The sequence below is a fragment of the Salinithrix halophila genome (assembly GCF_042650125.1).
Classification (GTDB): Bacteria; Bacillota; Bacilli; order Thermoactinomycetales; family DSM-45169; genus Salinithrix; species Salinithrix halophila.
This window is the reverse complement of sequence record NZ_JBHSAP010000007.1, coordinates 257,996-274,518: the sequence shown is the minus strand read 5'-3', so window position 1 is coordinate 274,518 and position 16,523 is coordinate 257,996. Positions and strand designations below refer to the sequence as shown.

Sequence of the window (16,523 nt, the reverse complement as noted above, 5' to 3'; positions counted from 1 at the left end):
TCGAATGGTCTCAGGTTCACGCGTGATCGCATGGAGTGAGATGGAGAGCCCAATCGGGCCCATCCTGCTGGCATTGACAAACAAAGGGCTTTGCCGTCTCGACTTCATCAAAGGAGAGCAGGCGTACATCACGATGAAGCTCTGGGCCAAGGAGTGGATTGGCCCGGTCCGGTCTGAACGGAACGACACCGCGCTCGCTCCGTATGTCCGCCAATTGCAGGAATACTTCGAGGGGAAACGTCGCCGCTTCGATATCTCCGTCGATCTGTATGGAACCTCCTTTCAGAAGCTGGTTTGGCAGCAATTGCAGGCGATACCTTATGGTGAATTACGTTCCTATAAAGATGTAGCGACGGCGATGGGGGCACCGAAGGCGGTTCGGGCGGTCGGGGGAGCCAATAATAAAAATCCCGTTTCCATTATTGTCCCTTGTCATCGAGTGATCGGCTCCAATGGCTCCCTCGTCGGTTATGGCGGAGGCCTGGCCATCAAGGAATACCTCCTTGATCTGGAGGGGGCGGCTCCGTACAGAGCTCAAGCGTAAAGGGCATGCGGTCGGTACTTTTCCATTCCTTCATGAGAGTTGGCGTACGGCGAACAGCTGTACGCTTTTTTGCATGAAACGAGCGGAAAACGGGTTCCTGTCTCCTTTTTCCGTGATATAATCAGCCATGGATAGCGAAAATTGGGAATCTAACAAAGCGAAAACCGTTGATAGGGCTTCTCCTCGTTGACGGATTTCCTCTTGTGCCTGATATCGGGAGGGGAAGAGAGTCATGATGGTGTTCAGGAACTTGTGGTGGTTTTTCAAACGAGAAAAAAAGAATTATGGTTGGGGGGTTCTCCTGCTGTTGGCCGTAGCGGCGTTGGAGATCTTTCCGCCCTATGTGGTTCGCGTGATCGTGGATGCCATCCAAGGGAAAACCCTCACCCCGGGTTTCTTATTTCATTGGCTGGGGCTGCTCAGCTTAGCGGGGGTCGCCATGTATGGTTTACGTTATGTGTGGCGAATCCTGATTTTCGGTGCCTCTTTCCGTCTGGGTCGCCTCTTGCGTCGACAGCTTTTTGACCACTTTTCCCGTATGTCCCCCGGGTTTTTTCATCGACGGCGGACGGGGGACTTGATGGCTCATGCGACTAACGATGTGCAGGCGGTCCAGATTACCGCGGGGGAAGGTGTGCTTACCCTGGTAGACTCCCTGGTGCTGGGAGGCTTGGTTGTTTTCTCGATGGGTGTATTTCTCAGCTGGAAACTAACCTTGATCGCTCTTCTACCGATGCCTTTCATGGCTTGGGCTGTAGCCCAATACGGAAAATGGATGCACGAGCGGTTTCTGAAGGCCCAAGCTGCTTTTTCGGATATCAATGACAAGGTGCAGGAAAACATCGCCGGGGTTCGGGTAGTGAAAGCTTTTGGCAGGGAAGAGGCGGAAAAGGATTCTTTTGCGGATATTTCCCGGGACGTTGTCCGTAAAAACATCGCAGTCGCCCGGGTGGAGTCTCTGTTTGATCCGACGATTTCCTTGATCGTGGGTGTCTCTTTTTTCCTGGCGATCGCTTTCGGCAGTGGTTTTGTCGTCAATGGGGAGATGACAATCGGGCAGTTAACTCAGTTCACCATTTACCTTGGGCTGTTGATCTGGCCGATGCTGGCCTTCGGTTTTCTCTTCAACATCCTGCAACGGGGCCGGGCCTCCTATGACCGGATCCGTTTGTTGTTATCGGTGGCGCCGGACATCGGTGACAGGGAGGGAGCTGTGGAGACGGCGGCGGCAGGTGACCTTTCCTATGATCTCAAGCGATTTGTATACCCCGATACGGAACAGCCTGTTCTGCAAGAGATACAAGTGACCGTTCGACAAGGGGAGACCCTCGGTATTGTTGGCCGGACGGGGAGTGGAAAGACGACGCTTTTTAAGTTACTCCTTCGGGAATTTGAGGCGGAGGAGGGGGAGGTGCAGATCGGAGGTCGTTCTGTGGCGGACTATCGTCTGTCTGCCCTCCGGTCGGCGCTGGGCTATGTCCCTCAGGACCATTTTCTCTTCTCTGCCACGATCGCAGAAAACATCGCTTTCGGGAAACCAGAGGCCACACGAGAGGAAGTGGAAAAGGCTGCCCGGCTTGCCTGTGTCCATGAGGATATCCTCGCTTTGGAAAAAGGCTACGATACCTTGGTGGGGGAACGGGGCGTCACGCTTTCGGGCGGGCAGAAGCAACGGATTTCCATCGCCCGTGCCTTGTTGCTGGATCCAAGGATCTTGATTCTGGATGACTCCCTGTCCGCGGTGGATGCCAAGACCGAGGAGAAGATCCTGAAAACGCTCCGAAGGGTGCGAGCGGGAAAAACCACCCTGATCGCGGCCCACCGTCTTTCCGGGGTTGAACATGCCGATGAGATTGTTGTGCTCAAAGAAGGGCGCATCATCGAGCGGGGCACCCATCGGGAACTGTTGGCACAGGACGGCTGGTATGCGTGGACATACCGCCAGCAACAGCTGGAATCCCTCATCGAACAAGGAGGCGGGAAGTATGGTCATGAGACGGTTGTTCCGGTATCTCATCCCCCATCGTAAAACGCTGGTAGCTGCCTTTCTCTTGCTTCTAGCGGCGACGGCGGCGGATTTGGCCGGGCCGCTATTGATCAAGGTTTTTATCGACGATCACCTAACTCCCCGCGATTTCAACCGGGAGGCTTTGCTGCTGTTGGGAGGAACGTATCTGGCTCTCCTCCTGTTATCCGTGGTGCTCCATTATATTCAGCAGTTCTCCTTCCATCGAATGGCTCTTCAAGTCATTCAGGAGCTTCGGAACGATGTGTTCGGGAAGGTACAGCACCTGGGCTTGGCTTTTTTTGATCGCGTGGCGGGAGGTTCCCTTGTTTCCCGGATCACCAACGATACCGAAGCGGTTAAGGAACTTTTTGTCAGTGTGTTGTCCACCTTCGTCAAAAATATAGTCCTAATTATCGGTGCCTTTACCGCCATGTTTTTGTTGGATGTCCGGCTCGCTGCCTTTTGTCTGGTACTGCTTCCTCTGATCTTCGGTGTGATGCATACCTATCGGCGGCTCAGTTTCCGCGTATACCGAGTGATCCGGGAAAAATTAAGTGACTTGAACGCCCGTCTTTCCGAGTCGATTCAGGGCATGAACGTGATCCAGGCTCTCGGGCAGGAGAAGCGTCTCGCAGAGGAATTCGAAAGGGTCAACGGGGCTCATTACAAGGCCAATCTAAGGAACATGAAGTTAAACGGTCTTCTTCTGCGGCCTGCCGTCGATCTGATCTACATCCTCTCCATCATGGCGGTGCTCAGTTATTTCGGGATCAGTCTGGGTGAAAGTGCGGTTCAGATCGGGGTTCTCTATGCGTTCATCAATCTGTTGGAACGCCTCTTTGAACCGGTCAATCAGATGATGCATCAGCTCTCTTTTCTTCAGCAGGCTGTGGTGTCAGCAGGTCGGGTTTTTGAACTTCTTGATGAAAAAGAGACCGCCCCCGTGAAGCAAGGGGATGGTGCTCCCCGTATTCGGAAGGGAAAAATCGCTTTTGAGAAGGTCAGCTTTTCCTATGACGGGCAGACGGATGTACTGAAGAATATCTCTTTCACCGCCGAGCCGGGGCAGACGGTGGCCTTGGTCGGACATACGGGAAGCGGGAAAACTTCCATCGTCAACCTGCTGATGCGGTTTTACCCCCTGACAAGGGGACGGATCACCATCGATGGAGAACCGCTGACCGCCTTCGACGACCGGGAGTTGCGTAGCCGGATCGGCTTGGTTTTACAAGATTCTTTTCTCTTTGTGGGAACGGTGAAGGAAAATCTCCGCCTCGGAAACCGAGACATTACGGATGAAGCGGTGCGGGAGGCCGCTCGATTTGTTCAGGCAGATACCTTTATCGAGAAGTTGCCCCAGGGCTATGATGAGCCGGTCGGTGAGCGGGGAGCCACCTTCTCCAGCGGTCAGCGGCAGCTTTTATCCTTTGCCCGTACTGTCGCACAACAGCCGAAGGTACTCGTTCTCGACGAAGCGACGGCCAATGTCGACACCGAAACGGAAGGGAAAATCCGAGAAGCCCTCGACCGCATACGAAAAGGACGCACCACCATCGCGATCGCCCACCGCTTGTCCACCATCCAGGACGCCGATTTAATCTTGGTTCTGCACCGCGGGGAAATCGTAGAACGGGGCACCCATCAAGAATTGCTGGCAAAGCGAGGCTTGTATCACAAGATGTATCGGTTGCAGCAGGGAGAAAAAAACAGGGAAGCTAGCGGGCTTCAAACCGGCTGATCGAAGGGGCGATGGGAGGAGATATCATGGAAGAGAACGCGGTCATGGGTAATGGAGTGGGGGGTGTAAACATCCGTGAGCTGACGCCGGGGGATGCAGAAACTTTTCGGGAGCTCCGGTTGCGGTGCTTACGTGAACACCCGAATCTTTTTGGAGCGGACGTCGATGAATCAGAGATCCGGTATCGGGACCCTGACTCCCTGGCCCGGATGCTGAAAGCGGGATTAGACCAGTTTATCCTTGGGGCGTTTGACAGCAAACAGAACTTGATCGGCCTTGCTGGCTTTTATCGGCAAAAAGAAAAGAAGATGCAGCACAAAGGATCTTTGTGGGGGATGTATATCGCACCCGAAGCGAGGGGGAGCGCCCTGGGGCAGACCTTGTTGAAGGAAGTTCTGCTTCGTTGTCGCCGCTTACCTGGTTTGGAGCAGATTCAGCTGTGTGTCGCAACCGAAAATGCACCCGCGAAACGTTTATATGAAGCGATGGGCTTTACCGTCTACGGGCGGGAGAAAGAGGCGATGAAGCTGGGAGATCGATATATAGACGAGGAGCATATGGTGCTTCGTCTATGACGTCATTTTGTATGAATAACCCTTCGGCATGAGTGGGCCGGAGGGTTTTGGTTTAGGCGCATACCCACGCCCCTATCTCTCATATGATGATGGAGAGACGTCTGACTGGACGGGGGGAGCGGTGCCTGTGGTAAAACGTTCATGGAGACAGCCGGTCCTGACCTGGTTCCGCGGGCAGAACCAGTTGTGGGTGGAAGGGGAGCCTGACCGCCTTTTTTCATGGGTGCTTGACGGAGAGGCGGACTGGGTGGAAGAGGAACGGAAGCGTTGGAACCGGATTCGAGAACAGCAGGAAAAGAGACAGATCCGGCCTGTCAAAGGGGAGACGCGGGTTCGGGTTCTCAGAGAAGAAAGGGATGAAGACGGATCGATCCTTATGCATGTTTCCGCCCACCAGCGGTTTTTTTATCTGATGGAAGAGGGGATGTGCGAACAGGAGGAAATCAACGGTTTTCAGCTTCGGCTTGCTGAGGGGAGTGAAGGGTGGTCCATTGCCGAATGCCGGTTAGCAGAGGAGATGGATACGGATCGGAGCAAGGTCTGGTCTTTTTATCAGCCCCTTCGGGAGGGGGAAGCGGCAGGTACAGGATATAACCGGATGCAAGCTGTTCAGTACGCGGAAACTTGGTGGAACGGTGCCAACCCGCGCTACCGGAAGTTTACGGATGACTGTACCAATTTTATCTCCCAGTGCCTCCACGCGGGTGGCATCCCGATGGATTTTTCCAGACGGCGGGACTCTGGCTGGTGGTACCGGGGAAGCAGAGAAAACTGGAGCTATAGCTGGACCGTAGCCCACAGCCTGGTCAATTGGTTGACGAAGGGCAGGACGGCGAGGGCCCGTCAGGTGGAGGATCCTCGTCAATTGACTCCGGGGGATGTGATCTGCTACGACTGGGAGGGAGACGGACGCTGGCAGCATAACACGATTGTGACCGCTCTTGATCCGGCGGGTATGCCTCTGGTCAACGCGCATACAGTCAATAGCCGCCACCGTTACTGGGACTACCGGGATTCCCACGCTTGGACGCCCAAGATCCGATATCGTTTTTTCCGTATTGATGCAAACTGATGAATGTCGCCACTAGACCGGTTCCCGCGTGCAACCGGTTTTTGTGTTGTATCGGTGGGAGGAGCCGGTATACATCCATGCCCCTAAGCTCATCCTAAAATTGGATGACGGAAATGGAATGGGATGAAATAAGTGGATGAATTAACGACGGCTCGCTCCTTGTTCGGAAGCTCGCTCGGTTTCCATATCATTTTTGCTACCCTGGGTGTCGGGCTACCCTTTATGATTTTCGTGTCAGAAATCGCCTACCAAATCACGAAGGATCGGGAATATACTCTGATGGCCAAGCGATGGACCAAAGCTCAGGCCATCCTGTTGGGGGTGGCCATCCCCTCCGGCACCATCGTAGCCGTTCAGATGTCTCTTTTGTGGCCCAAGTTCATGGAATGGGTGGGGCAAGTCATCGCCCTTCCCTTCCAGGTGGAGTTGTTCGCATTTTTCTTGGAAGCCCTTTTTATGTCGATTTATGTGTATGCAGCAGACCGTCTTTCCCCTCTTCTTCGCGTTTTGAGTGTTTTCTTCGTTGCCCTGGGCGGCAGTGCTTCTGCGGTTTTGATTACTTCAGCCAACGCGTGGATGAATACACCCGCCGGTTTTGACCTGGCAGCAGATGGATCGGTCATCAATGTTCGACCTTTGGAAGCCTTCCTCAATCCGAGTTTTCCGTCAGCCGCCCTCCATGTACTGGTTTCTGCCTATATGACGGGTGCTTTTGTCGTGTCCGGCATTGCTGCTTGGCGGATGCTGAAGGGAAAACAGGACGAAGCTTTGTATCGTTACCATCGGAAAGCTTTGATGCTCTCCTTGACCGTGGGCGGGCTGATGTCCTTGGCTACAGCCTTCAATGGGCACTGGGCGGGCCAAGTTCTCCATGAAAACCAGCCGGAGAAACTAGCAGCAGCAGAAGGTCTCTTTGAAACCCAGGCTTATGCTCCGTTAGCTTTAGGAGGAATCGCCGATCTGGAGGAAGGGAAGCTGAAAGGGGCGATAGAGATTCCCTGGATGCTCAGTTTCTTAGCGGATAACCGCTTCGATGCGGTGGTGAAAGGGTTGAATGATTTTCCCCGGGATACCTGGCCACCCTTTTACGTTCACACTCTTTTTAATCTGATGGTGGCGATCGGTAGCCTGCTCATCCTGTTGGCGGGTTTCGCCTGGATGGTTCGCTGGAAAAGGGGTAAAGCCCCCATGCCCCGTTGGCTTTTATGGGTGCTCACGACCACGGGGCCACTTTCCGTGCTGGCCATCGAATTCGGTTGGGTTTTCACCTGCAGCGGTCGTCAGCCGTGGACGGTCTATCATTTGCAACGGACGGCAGAGGCGGTGACGGATGCTGGAGGGCTTCTGACTTGGTTTGTTCTGTTCATTTCGCTTTACCTTCTGCTAGCGGTGGCCACAGTCTGGGTCATGCGCGCCTATTTCCGCCGGCGCCCGCTCAATGAAGAATTAGCGGCCCTCCATTCCGGCAAAGGCAGGGAAGGGGAGAGCCTCGGGTGAGTAATGCGATCTTGGCCATTTCGATCATTTGGATGTTTGTCTTTATGTATGCGATCTTGGGTTCTGTCGATTTCGGTGCGGGTTTTTGGGGAATGGTTTATGGTCGGCTGAAGGATAATCGTGCCGGTGCCCTCGCCAATCGCTTTTTGTCCCCCACCTGGGAAGTCACCAATGTTTTTCTCGTCATGCTGGTGGTGACGCTGGTCGTCTTTTTCCCATCGGCTGTGACATCGTTGGCCTTGGCGTTGTTGCTTCCAGGCTCTCTGGTATTAATTCTGCTGACAATCCGTAGTGCCTTGATGGTGTTTGCCTATTCGGCTCCCCGTTTTCAAAATGCTCTCAGCATCGTTTCCGGGACGACAGGCCTCCTGATCCCCGCGCTGTTGGTCTTGGTGTTACCGGTTGTCGCCGGAGGTTTTATCGATCCGGCGGATGGTCGTCTCCTTACCGGCAAACTCTTTTCCAGTCGGGTCACTTATACATACTTGGCTTTTGGGCTGGCCAGCGAGCTATTTCTGTCTGCTGCCTTTCTAGCGGATTATTCCCGGGAAGCAGAGGATGAGGAAGCCTATCTCGTGTTCCGCCGTCACGCGATCTGGTTGGGCCCCCTCACGCTACTGGTCGGAATGGTGACTGTCCTGTCTATGGGACCCGAGGCAGGATGGTTGCGAGCCAATATCAGTGAAAACAGTGGTTGGTTTCTGGCTTCCGCAACCGCCTTTCTTTTCGGTTACAGTGCCTACTGGTGGAAGACAAAAAGGGGCCAAGGAGCTCCCCGGATCGCTTTCACCGCTTTTATCCTACAGTTTGTTCTCGCGTCCTATGCCTACGGGGTTTCGCACCTTCCCTATATGATCTATCCGGCATTGACTCTCCAGGAAGGAATTACCAACCCAAGTATTTTCCGCTCTCTGCTTATCTCTTATGCGATTGGCTTAGCGATCCTGGTCCCAGGTTTTTATCTGTTCTGGCGCTTGTTTCTAAAGGACAAGCGATACCTGAACCGGGGGTAGTCTGCTTCCGACCTCAAGGGCACAGGAGCCACCAATCAAGCCATGAATAAAATAAAAGGCACCCTTTTTAAGGGTGCCGTAGGTTATTGGCGTGTGGGTCATTCTTTTGTTACCGGGTCGATAACCAGACCGACGAGACCAGGGCCGGTGTGGACAACAAGGGCGGGACTGATGGAGCTGATCGTCAACTCGCAAACATTTTCAATTTCTTTAAGCTTTTCCCGTAGTGCTTCCGCCTCCTTTTCGGCTCGTCCTTGGAGGATGGCGATGTTGGCCTTGGTGGACTCTAATTGCTTTAAAACGGTTTCCAGCATCTTTTTCAGCGCCTGTTTTTTTCCTCGAGCGAGGGTGAAAGGGGTGAATTTCCCTTCTTGATCAATGGAGATGACCGGCTTGAGGTTGAGCATGGTACCCAAAGTGGCAGCCACTTTTCCGATTCGACCGCCCGCTTTGAGGTACTCCAGGGTGTCGATGACAAAAAAACCACGGATATGCTCCTTCGCCTGTTCGATCTTCTCCAGGATCTCCTCATAATCCATCTTCTGCCGAATCAACTTAGCACTTTCTAGGACGAGAAACCCAAGTACCCAGGAAAGACCTTTGGAATCGATGACATCGATCTTCATCCCTTCAAAATCCTCAGCCATCAACCGGAAGGTATTGAAGGTGCCTGACAGCCCGGAAGATAGAGCCACTACGATGCAATGGGTATAACCGTTGTCTTTCAATTTTTGAAATGTATGCTGGATGTCTTCAGGAGAAGGCATCGATGTGTTGGGAATTTCTTTTTCCAACCGGTCATACACCTCGGCGGGTTGGATGTCGATTCCGTCGCGGTATTCATGGTGGTCATAGACGATCCGGAGAGGGACCACTTCAATATCAAACCTACGAAGCAACTCGGTAGGCAAATCGCAGGAGCTGTCTGTGACAAGTGCTATCTTAGTCAATGATAAACCTCCTTTGTCCTAGTATACGGGGCATAGGTGGAAGGGAACAACTATTCTCCAAAAGAAAATCCGTATCCTTTGTTCATCTGCGTTACCGGGACCGTGGCGAGTGGTTGGGGTTTTCTTCGGTTTTCGGTACAATAGGGAAGCAGTTTACGTTGGAGAGGAAGACCTACCTATGCCATTTCATATTTGTCTGGTTGAGCCTGAAATCCCCAATAACACCGGTAATATCGCCCGTACCTGTGCGGTGACCGGTTCGATCCTCCATTTGATTCGCCCTCTCGGTTTTTCCACGGATGACAAATACCTGAAACGGGCGGGGATGGATTACTGGTATCATGTAGATGTTCGGTACTACGATTCCTTTGCGGAGTTTAGTGCCGCGTTTCCCAGGGGACGTTTTTTTTGTGCCACGACGAAGGCGGAAAAAAGATATGACGCTTTCCAGTATCGGGAGGGCGATATTTTCGTCTTTGGGAAGGAATCCAAGGGGTTACCTCAGGAAATTCGAGAAAGGTACGAAAAAACCTGCATCAGAATCCCGATGCGACCCTCCGTGCGCTCCCTCAATCTGGGGAATGCGGCGTCGATTGTCGTCTATGAAGCGATGCGTCAGATCGGTTTTGCCGACCTCACGTAAGGTCTGGTTCCAATGGAGACAGAGAACGGAGAGGGGTTAAGTATGACCAGAGTGATCTGTTTTGACCTAGACGGGACGTTGCTTCCAATGGATACGGAAGTTTTTATTGTCCAGTACCTAAAGGAGCTAACCCCCCATATGGCCCATATCATTCCTCCGGACAAATTGGTTGATCTGATATTGGATGCCACCTTGGCTATGATTGACAGTGAGGATGGAAATGTCACCAATGAGGAGATCTTTGCACGCCGCTTTCTGGCTCGGTCAGGCTTGAAACGGGAGGAGATTTGGCCGCTTTTTGACCGTTTTTACGAGGAGCATTTTTCAGGGTTACAAAAGTACGTCCATGAGGCGCCGATATCGCGCCAGGTGGTGGAGGCGGCCTTGGACAGGGGATTTCGAGTGGCGGTGGCCACCAATCCGGTTTTTCCCAAGGCGGCGATCCGGGAACGTATGCGTTGGGCCGGAGTCGATGACCTGGTGGAGTGGGTGTCCGTCTATGAGGAGACCCACTGGTGTAAACCCCGACCGGAATATTATAGAGAAGTCGCTCAGGCGATGGGTGTAGACACCGAAGCGTGTATCATGGTGGGGAACGATATGCAGGAGGACATGGTTGCTTCAACAGTTGGCATGAAGACCTATTTTGTGAAGGATTGCCGGATTGACAGAGGCGAACCCGCTTATCGACCCGACCAGGAAGGGACATTGGCAGAACTGTTGGAGGATCTGAAGGACGGAAAAGGGATATTTGCCCCGATAAAAGTAGGTTAAACAGAGCGAAACCCCCTCGTTTATTCAACGGGGGGGTTTCATAGAGTGATCAGTTTTTGGCCGTTCCCATCTTCCATCCGTAGACATCGTAGAGCATGAACCAATCGTTGATCGGTTTGTCTTTATTGTCACTGGTGTGATAAGTGGCGTAGATAATACCCCATTCTATCTTGGTAACGATGACGCTGTGATCGATATACCCGTCTTTCTCGAAGTCTACGTTGAGGATGTCCCCTACCTTCAGTTGAGAGGGGTCAGAAGCCTGCTGGGCCTTGCGGACCAACTTCATGTGTTTAAAGAAGCTGTTGGCCACACTCCAGGTCATTGCGGGGCGGGTGTCGTTGTAATACCAGTAATCGTACCAGTCGTAGCGGCCTTTCTTTTCCTTGAAATTGCCTGCTTTCATCGCTTGAGAAACAAAGTTGGTACAATCGTACCAGCAGTCGTAGCAACCGCCTCTTTCACGGCTGTAGAAACCGTATTGCTCGTTGTTTCGCTTGTTCCACCATTTATATGCGTACTCTCGGACTTTTGCCCGGTCGTAGCCATTGGCTTCTTTACCTGGCTGGGTCTGCGGTTGGGGTTGAGGCTGTTGGCTACCAGGTTGTTGTGGTTCTTCTTGGTCCTCCCCTGGTTGATCACCGGGTTGTTGTGGTCGTTCTTCTTCGTTCCCGCCTTCGTTGTCAGGTGCCTGGGGCTGTTCCTGATCGGCATTATCTCCCTGTTGTTCGTTAGGTTGTTCGTCAGGTTGTTGAGGCTCTTCTTCTGTGCCCTTGTCCCCTTGCTCGTCCTCAGGATTCCGAGGTAGCTCTTGATCTTCCTCTGGTTGCTCCTCAGATTTTCGAGGCAGTTCTTGGTTTTCCTCTTGTTGACCGTCGGGTTTCTCCGAATCCGTCGCTTGTTCCTTTTCGGAGGTTTCTTTTTTCGGTTTGTTTTTGACAGGTGTCGCTTTAATTTTGGGCCCCGGGTTTTTAATAGGCTGAAGGTTGTACAGTTCGGCTTTTTCCTCTTGGGTCAGTTGCCCTTTCTTTGCCTTTTCCTTCAACTCCCGCAGCCGCTTGTTCTTTTCTTTGTTCTCGTATTCGCCGACATCTTTCACGTAACCTTGAACCTGTTTCTTCTGGGCGTCAGTCAAGCCTTCCAGGTTGGTAGCCGCGCTCCGCACTTTGTCACGGTAGCGGGGGTCGTTTAAGTCAGGTTTGGCATTTTGATTGCTTTTTTGCTGGACGATTTTGACGGCAGCTTGGTGCTCCCGTTTGATTTGCTGTTCACTTTTGGGGCTTTCATTGTAATAGCTGATGTTGTCGGCTAACTCTTTGTCCGACACGGTGTCGTATTTCTCCGTAGATTCGTCTTCTTTAGCAGCCTGGGCTGTCTTCTTGCCGGATGAACCGTTCCACACCTTGTCTGTGTCATGGTCGCCACCGAAAGCTCCGGCAAAAGCCAAAGAGGAACAGGTGAATACGACAGCCAGCGAAGCGCCCGTAATCCAGAGAACTTTCTTATTCCCCATAATCTTCTTGAACTTGTTGTCCTTCCCGTTTTTGTTCAAGAGCCTATCCCCTTTTTACGTGCTTTTATCGAAAAATATTCTAATTCCAATTGTATCATAGTTTTTAAAAGGGGGGGCGTCAATAGGCTATTTTGCCTATTGAATTTACAGAACCCCGCTTCTGGAAAAAAAAGTTTGAACCTCTGGGGAGAATACCTTAAAATGGGGGTTGATTTTATAGTGTCAGGAGATGAACCTGGTGGAAGAAATGATCATCAGTGTCAGTTCCATCGTCTGTGAAGTCCTTATCTTGGCCCCGGTACTTTTAATCCTTTTTGCCGGAGAGACCTTGGTATTTGGGCTTTTATACTTGCGGGAGAGTATAAACTACAGGGGCGGAGGGCTCTCGGGGAAGCATTTGTGGCCTGTATTGCCGATCCCTGTATTGGCTGGGGTTGGCGCTCTAGCTGCACCGACTGAACAGGGTTGCCGTTTCATGGGAATACAGCCGATGACTCTCTTGTTCTTCATCGCTCTTTTTATGTTGACATCCTTCTGGTCGATGCTCGGCTTCATCCTTCTTCGCGCTCGCAATGGGGGTAAGGAGAAGAACTTTTGAGTCAGGTTTATTAGCTATGCGCCGAGAACACCTCCACCTTCTATAAGTGGGGGATGAATCGGCGCGTCGGACGAGGGAGGGGTGTTTTTTACTCCTCACGCAAGTCCGACATGTAGTAGCTGACGGCACATGAAAGAATAGCGTATCATGATGGTAGATACATACGGGGAGGTGAAAAATCATGCATAAAGCATTCAAATTTCGCATCTATCCGACAAAGAAACAAGCCATTCTCATAAATAAGTCCATTGGGTGTAGTCGATTTGTGTTCAACCAGTTCCTAGCCAAGTGGAATGCTACCTATGAAAACACGAGAAAAGGTCTGACTTACGCGAGTTGTTCTGCTCGACTGACTCAGCTAAAAAGAGAAATCGAGTGGCTACGTGAAGTGGATTCCACGTCGCTCCAGAATACGTTAAAACACCTCGCTGACTCCTTTTCTCGCTTCTTCAAAAAGCAAAATGAACGCCCTCGATTTAAAAGTAAACGGAATCGTGTTCAGTCTTACACCAGTCAGTGTAACTATCCGAAAAAAGGGAAGCCGACGATGGAAGTTGTCGATAACCGCATCAAACTACCGAAACTGGGATGGGTCAAGTTCGCCAAATCCCGCGAAGTAGAAGGGCGCATTCTTTCCGCTACGATTCGCCGCAATCCTTCAGGTAAGTACTTTGTATCTGTGCTGTGTGAGAGAAAGGCGAGTCCCTATATTCCAGTGGAAAAGGGGAAAACGGTTGGGGTGGATCTCGGGCTGAAAAACTTCGCGATCTTGACCGATGGGACAAAGGTCAAACCCTCTCAGTATTTCCGGAAGTACGAAAAGCAATTGGTACAGGCACAACGGATCATGAGCCGTCGCACCAAGGGCGGTGCCAACTGGCACAAAGCACGCATCAGAGTGGCACGCATCCACGAGAAGATTACCCACGCACGCCATGACTTCCTCCATAAGTTGTCTACGAAGCTCATTCGCGAAAACCAAGTGGTGAGCATCGAAGACTTATCTGTGAACAACATGGTGCAAAACCATAAGCTAGCTAAATCCATCACGGATGCGTCCTGGTCGGAATTTGTGGCCATGCTGACCTACAAGGCCGAATGGATGGGAAGAACTGTCGTGAAAGTGGGCAAGCAGTTCCCTTCCAGCCAGCTATGTTCCTCCTGTGGCTACCGAAACAAAGGGGTAAAGAATCTTAACCTTCGGGAGTGGACATGCCCTACATGCAACCAGCATCATGATCGGGATATCAACGCGGCTCGCAATATCTTGCAAGAAGGATTAAGACTCCTTGCCGTTGGGACGACGGTCTAAGCTTGGTAAAGATCCTGTCAGTAGCCGGGAGTTCCCAAGAATCCCCCACCTCTTAGCGTGAGCGTAGGTGGGGGAGGTTCAATGAATGGGCTTTTTCTTATGTTCAAGCGGTGTGAAGTGAAACATTGTCCTTGCCCTCGCATAAATATATACCACTCCAGCAGCCAGCCTTGTTACGAGTCTGTTGGAACCTGTGAGTGGGAGGGCTTCATCCCTGGTTTCCCAAGAAACAGGTACCCTTTTTGCAAGGGGCAGGTTTTTCTACGATCATGTCGTCCGGAAACGGTGAATACCATGGGGAGAAGCATCCGACGAGTATCACATACGAGAGCTGAGAGGAGGCTCTTATGGACAACATCCTGAAGCGCATTGCAGAGCAAAGGCAAAGAGAAGAGAAGTTGGCATGGGAAGGATCGTTTGAGGAGTATCTGGGGATGGTGCGGGATCGTCCGGAATTGGCACAGACCGCTCATTCCAGGGTTTACAATATGATTGCCGGAGCCGGTGTCGAAAAAGACGAGCAAGGCAACAAGGAGTACCGCTTTTTCAGCCGGGAACTGTTCGGTCTGGATCGCTCCATTGAGCGTCTAGTGGAGGAGTATTTTCACTCGGCAGCTCGCCGGTTGGATGTTCGCAAGCGGATTCTCCTCCTGATGGGCCCCGTCTCAGGAGGCAAATCGACGATTGTCACCATGCTGAAAAGAGGATTGGAGAATTATTCCCGAACGGATGCCGGTGCGGTGTACGGGATTAAAGGATGTCCCATGCAGGAAGAACCTCTTCACCTGATTCCTCACTCCATGCGCCCCGATGTGGAGAAGGAGCTGGGAGTCCGGATTGAAGGGAATCTCTGTCCCTCTTGCCGGATGATGCTCAAGGAGGAATACGGGGGGAGAATCGAGGATGTAGTGATTAAGAGGATCCTATTCTCCGAGGACGATCGCGTGGGGATCGGTACATTCAGCCCCTCCGACCCCAAGTCTCAGGATATCGCGGATCTCACCGGGAGCATCGATTTTGCCACCATTACCGAATATGGGTCAGAATCCGACCCCCGCGCCTACCGTTTCGACGGGGAACTGAACAAAGCCAACCGCGGCCTGATGGAATTCCAGGAAATGTTGAAATGTGATGAGAAGTTTTTATGGAATCTTTTGTCCCTCACGCAGGAAGGGAACTTCAAGGCGGGGCGGTTTGCCCTGATTTCAGCGGATGAACTGATCATCGCCCATACCAACGAATCGGAATATAAATCCTTTATCGCTAACAAGAAGAACGAGGCGCTCCAATCCCGGATCATCGTGATGCCCGTGCCCTACAACCTGAAGGTCTCTGAAGAAGAAAAAATATACGAAAAGCTGATTCGGCAGAGCGATCTGGGCCATATTCATATTGCTCCGCACGCTCTGAAGGCGGCGGCTACCTTCAGTATCCTGACACGGCTGAAGGATTCCAAAAAACAGGGCATGGACCTGGTTAAGAAAATGCGTCTGTACGATGGTAAGTCCGTGGAGGGTTACAAGGAGACCGACGTTGAGGACCTCCGCAACGAACATCTGGACGAGGGCATGTCCGGCATTGATCCCCGCTATGTGATCAACCGTATCTCCAGCGCTCTCATCCGTACCGAAGCAAATTATATCAACGCCCTGGATATTCTTCGTTCGATCAAAGACGGCTTGGATCAACATCCGTCCATCAACAAGGATGAAAGAGAATGTTATCTGAATTTTATTTCAATTGCTCGGAAAGAGTATGACGAGCTAGCTAAGAAAGAAGTACAGAAAGCCTTCGTTTACTCCTATGAGGAATCGGCGAAAACCCTCATGGACAATTACCTGGACAATGTAGAAGCCTACTGCAACTGGACGAAGATTCGCGATCCGCTGACGGGGGAAGAACTGGAGCCTGACGAGAAGCTGATGCGTTCCATCGAGGAACAGATCGGGATTTCGGAAAACGCGAAGAAAGCCTTCCGAGAGGAGATCCTGATCCGTATCTCTGCGTTTGCCCGCAAAGGAAAAAGGTTCAACTATAACAGCCACGACCGGTTGCGGGAGGCCATTCAAAAGAAGCTGTTCACCGACCTGAAAGACGTGGTCAAAATCACTACCTCCACCAAGACACCGGACGAGAATCAGTTGAAGAAGATCAACGAAGTGATTGTCACCTTGGTGGATAAACACGGCTATACCACCGCCAGTGCCAACGAGCTGCTCCGTTATGTGGGCAGCCTCCTCAACCGATAAACAAAAAGAGATTCCGGGACAGGGATGGGAGGTGAAC

The 16,523-nt window shown here is 51.9% G+C and carries 14 protein-coding genes; 12 read left to right on the top strand and 2 right to left on the bottom strand.

Features of this window, described 5'->3' with window-relative positions; translation table 11 throughout:
• Positions 1-4: 4 nt before the first annotated feature.
• From ACFOUO_RS03435 to ACFOUO_RS03405, 7 genes are all read left to right on the top strand, one after another.
• The gene (locus tag ACFOUO_RS03435) at positions 5-544 is read left to right on the top strand and encodes a methylated-DNA--[protein]-cysteine S-methyltransferase (protein WP_380702179.1); all 540 of its coding nucleotides are present in this window, start codon (positions 5-7) and stop codon (positions 542-544) included.
• A gap of 232 nt (positions 545-776) precedes the next feature.
• Positions 777-2,573, top strand: a complete 1,797-nt coding sequence (locus ACFOUO_RS03430; protein WP_380702177.1) for an ABC transporter transmembrane domain-containing protein — start codon at positions 777-779, stop codon at positions 2,571-2,573.
• Positions 2,530-4,290, top strand: a complete 1,761-nt coding sequence (locus tag ACFOUO_RS03425) for an ABC transporter ATP-binding protein (RefSeq protein ID WP_380702175.1) — start codon at positions 2,530-2,532, stop codon at positions 4,288-4,290. Before ACFOUO_RS03430 ends, ACFOUO_RS03425 begins: the two co-directional genes overlap by 44 nt.
• Before the next feature lie 26 nt (positions 4,291-4,316).
• Complete coding sequence (locus ACFOUO_RS03420) at positions 4,317-4,865, top strand: GNAT family N-acetyltransferase (RefSeq protein WP_380702173.1); 549 nt, start codon at positions 4,317-4,319, stop codon at positions 4,863-4,865.
• A gap of 121 nt (positions 4,866-4,986) precedes the next feature.
• Positions 4,987-5,937 (top strand): amidase domain-containing protein, encoded by a 951-nt coding sequence (locus ACFOUO_RS03415; RefSeq protein ID WP_380702171.1) that lies wholly within the window; start codon positions 4,987-4,989, stop codon positions 5,935-5,937.
• Between the two features lie 132 nt (positions 5,938-6,069).
• Positions 6,070-7,434 carry a cytochrome ubiquinol oxidase subunit I gene (locus ACFOUO_RS03410; protein ID WP_380702169.1) on the top strand — a complete coding sequence of 455 codons (1,365 nt, stop codon included), beginning with the start codon at positions 6,070-6,072 and terminating at the stop codon, positions 7,432-7,434.
• Positions 7,431-8,447, top strand: a complete 1,017-nt coding sequence (locus ACFOUO_RS03405; RefSeq protein ID WP_380702167.1) for a cytochrome d ubiquinol oxidase subunit II — start codon at positions 7,431-7,433, stop codon at positions 8,445-8,447. The genes ACFOUO_RS03410 and ACFOUO_RS03405 overlap by 4 nt, the downstream gene beginning before the upstream one ends.
• Positions 8,448-8,545: 98 nt before the next feature.
• On the opposite strand, the gene ACFOUO_RS03400 is transcribed toward ACFOUO_RS03405, so the two are convergent.
• The gene (locus ACFOUO_RS03400) at positions 8,546-9,397 is read right to left on the bottom strand and encodes a DegV family protein (protein WP_380702165.1); all 852 of its coding nucleotides are present in this window, start codon (positions 9,395-9,397) and stop codon (positions 8,546-8,548) included.
• A gap of 178 nt (positions 9,398-9,575) precedes the next feature.
• Between ACFOUO_RS03400 and ACFOUO_RS03395 the strand changes: the two genes are divergently transcribed.
• The gene (locus ACFOUO_RS03395) at positions 9,576-10,040 is read left to right on the top strand and encodes a tRNA (cytidine(34)-2'-O)-methyltransferase (protein ID WP_380702163.1); all 465 of its coding nucleotides are present in this window, start codon (positions 9,576-9,578) and stop codon (positions 10,038-10,040) included.
• A gap of 42 nt (positions 10,041-10,082) precedes the next feature.
• A complete protein-coding gene (locus tag ACFOUO_RS03390; RefSeq protein ID WP_380702161.1) occupies positions 10,083-10,814 on the top strand; it encodes an HAD family hydrolase in 732 nt (243 codons plus the stop codon).
• A gap of 49 nt (positions 10,815-10,863) precedes the next feature.
• Here ACFOUO_RS03390 and ACFOUO_RS03385 read toward each other — a convergent pair whose 3' ends face one another.
• Positions 10,864-12,366: an amidase domain-containing protein gene (locus tag ACFOUO_RS03385; RefSeq protein WP_380702159.1), complete on the bottom strand. Its 1,503-nt coding sequence runs from the start codon at positions 12,364-12,366 to the stop codon at positions 10,864-10,866.
• A 199-nt stretch (positions 12,367-12,565) separates the two neighbouring features.
• On the opposite strand from ACFOUO_RS03385, the gene ACFOUO_RS03380 reads away from it, so the two are divergent.
• The 3 genes from ACFOUO_RS03380 to ACFOUO_RS03370 all read left to right on the top strand — a co-directional run bounded on the left by ACFOUO_RS03380 (position 12,566) and on the right by ACFOUO_RS03370 (position 16,486).
• Positions 12,566-12,925 (top strand): hypothetical protein, encoded by a 360-nt coding sequence (locus ACFOUO_RS03380; RefSeq protein WP_380702157.1) that lies wholly within the window; start codon positions 12,566-12,568, stop codon positions 12,923-12,925.
• Positions 12,926-13,106: 181 nt separating this feature from the next.
• Positions 13,107-14,237, top strand: a complete 1,131-nt coding sequence (gene tnpB, locus ACFOUO_RS03375) for an IS200/IS605 family element RNA-guided endonuclease TnpB (RefSeq protein WP_380702155.1) — start codon at positions 13,107-13,109, stop codon at positions 14,235-14,237.
• Positions 14,238-14,584: 347 nt separating this feature from the next.
• Complete coding sequence (locus ACFOUO_RS03370) at positions 14,585-16,486, top strand: PrkA family serine protein kinase (protein ID WP_380702153.1); 1,902 nt, start codon at positions 14,585-14,587, stop codon at positions 16,484-16,486.
• Positions 16,487-16,523: the final 37 nt, after the last annotated feature.